Source organism: Nocardiopsis prasina DSM 43845 (genome assembly GCF_000341265.1).
Classification (GTDB): Bacteria; Actinomycetota; Actinomycetes; order Streptosporangiales; family Streptosporangiaceae; genus Nocardiopsis; species Nocardiopsis prasina.
This window is the reverse complement of the sequence record NZ_ANAE01000044.1, coordinates 1-2,328: the sequence shown is the minus strand read 5'-3', so window position 1 is coordinate 2,328 and position 2,328 is coordinate 1. Positions and strand designations below refer to the sequence as shown.

Below are 2,328 nucleotides of genomic sequence, written 5' to 3'. Positions count from 1 at the left end.
TGGCCGCCGTCGTCGCCGCAGCACGCGCCGGACGCGCCGCGGGGGTGCCGACCGTGCTGACCCCGGCGCCGGCCCGTGAGCTGCCCGCCGAGCTGCTGGAACAGGTCGATCTGCTGGTCCCCAACCAGCACGAGGCGGCGAAGATCACCGGTGAGACCGACCCGCGTGCCGCGCTGGCCGCCCTGCTGCGCACCGTCCCGGAAGCCATCGTCACCCTCGGCGGCGACGGCTCCCTGTACGGCGCGCGCGGCGGCGATCCGGTCCACGTGCCGGCCCGCGCGGCGACGCCGGTCGATACCACCGCCGCCGGCGACACGTTCTGCGGGGCGTTCGCCGTCGCCCGGGCGGAGGAGCGCTCTCCCGAGGAGTGCCTGCGTTTCGCGGCGGCGGCCGCCGCCGTCTCCGTCGGGCGGCACGGTGCCGCACCCTCCATGCCGGAGCGCGCCGAGATCGAAGAGCTGTTGGCTCGGGGCTGAGCCGGAAGCCCCGGACCCGGCTTGCGCGCGGCCGCGCGCGGCACGAGGCGGGATCCGGGCTCCGTCGGCGCGGCGCTGCGCCGGCAGGTGCGCCGGCGCCGTGCGCCTGCGTCCTCAGGACCGTGCGTCCCCGTCCGCCGTGCCGGGGCCGCGGGGTGCGCCGAGCGGCGGTCCGGGGGGCGAGAGGAGCCCGTGCGGACCGGGGCGCCGCGTCAGGCGACGTGGCCGATCTGGCGCAGGAAGTGGATGGGGTCGGTGTCCTGGACGCGGAGTTCCAGGACGATGTCGATGGTATCGCCGACCAGGCGGCCGCCCCAGGGCAGCGGCCCGCCGTCGCCCATGCCGAAGTCGGACAGGCGGACCTGGGTGTTGCCGGCGAAGAAGTGGCCGTACGTGGTGTCCGGGTCGGCGTAGTCGGGGGCTTCCCCCGCCCACTGGCACTCCAGGGTGATCGGCTGCGTGGTGCCGTGGATCGTGAGGTCTCCGTGCAGGAAGAAGGTGCGCTTCTGCCGGGAGCGCTCCTCGATCCGGGTGCTGGCGAACCGGATCTCCGGGTGGGTCTCCACGTCGAGGAAGTCCGGCGAGCGCAGGTGGTCGTCGCGCGCCTGCACGCCGGTGTTGACCGAGGCGGCGCGGATGCTGACGTCGACCTTGGAGCTCATGGGGTCCTCGGCCACCATGACCGCGCCCTTGGCGTCGCTGAACGTTCCCTGTACCCGTCCGAAGTGCAGGTACCGGGCGACGAAGATGAGGCAGGAATGGATGGGATCCAGGTGCCAATGGCCCGGTGCGGGACCGAAGTCGTAGCCCTCAGGCGGGAGTGGGTTCATGTCTGTTTTCCCCTCGTTTGTTCTCTCTCAGGCTAATATCCCGTTTCAATGTCGGACTGCACCGCTCCTCGGGTCGCGTGGCAGGGGTCCCGCGGCCGGTTCACGGCACAGGTGCGGCGCCCATTCGCCGGTCCGGGACGATCAAGGGATATCGGCACCCGGTGAAAGGCCGCTTTCGGTCCTCTTTCACATGGTCCGTTGTCGTATGACTCACACATCGCGCCCGCACGTGCAGCGGCGGTGGTCCCGCGGATCCCGCGGCTCGCGGACTGGCCGGATCCGGGCCTATCGTCCCCGTAGGGTGGCGATGTCCGCGCTGTACTCTTGTGGAGCGTATGCGCCGTGGATCCCCTGCACACTATGGAACCGGCGCCGGTGCGCCCATCCCCGACACGTCAGCGATCCGTATGAGTAGCGACACCCGAGACGCCGAGCCCGTCCCGACCCGGACCGTCAGGCGCCGGCAGGAGCGGCGCCGCAGGCGCCTGCTGCTTGCGGCGGGCACTCTTGCGGCGGGTCTGGCCTTCGGCGGCGTGTTCGCCGTGATCCTTTCGCTCAGCGGCGAAGGCACCGAGATCGGCGTGGACGAGCCGCCGCCCCCCGACGACACGAGCGCCGGCCCGACCGAGGCCCCGGTCGTCGACGGCGAGCAGCAGACCACGGCCGAAGCGACCGCGCCGGCGGCGGAACCCGAGCCGGCGCAGGAGGAGCAGGACGAGAGCGGCGACGCGGCCGGTGCGGATCCCGGCGGCGGCGCGGAATCCGGGGATACCCGGGAGCGGCCGGACTCCGGCGACGGCGACGGGACCGCCGGCGACCGTCCCGCCGGCGACGGGTCCGACGATGACGGGTCCGGTCAGGGCCGCCCGCCGTGGCGCGACGACGCCGACGGCGACCGCGACCGCGACCGCGACCGCGACCGCGACCGTGGCCGTGATCGCCCGTACGCGACCGGTTCGCCGGAGAGCGGCGACTACGACTACGGCGACTACGACTACGGGGATGACGACTACGGCGACCGC

The 2,328-nt window shown here is 73.3% G+C and carries 2 protein-coding genes and 1 pseudogene; 2 read left to right on the top strand and 1 reads right to left on the bottom strand.

Translation table 11 applies throughout. The annotated features are described in order from the left end of the window. Nucleotides 1–476 (top strand): PfkB family carbohydrate kinase (locus D452_RS0101225; protein WP_017542343.1); only part of this gene is annotated, 476 nt, incomplete at its 5' end. A 212-nt stretch (nucleotides 477–688) separates the two neighbouring features. Here D452_RS0101225 and D452_RS0101220 read toward each other — a convergent pair. After that, nucleotides 689–1,306 (bottom strand): YceI family protein, encoded by a 618-nt coding sequence (locus tag D452_RS0101220; RefSeq protein ID WP_017542342.1) that lies wholly within the window; start codon nucleotides 1,304–1,306, stop codon nucleotides 689–691. A 407-nt stretch (nucleotides 1,307–1,713) separates the two neighbouring features. Between D452_RS0101220 and D452_RS0101215 the strand changes: the two are divergent. Continuing rightward, nucleotides 1,714–2,328: pseudogene (locus D452_RS0101215) on the top strand (hypothetical protein); the annotation flags it as partial.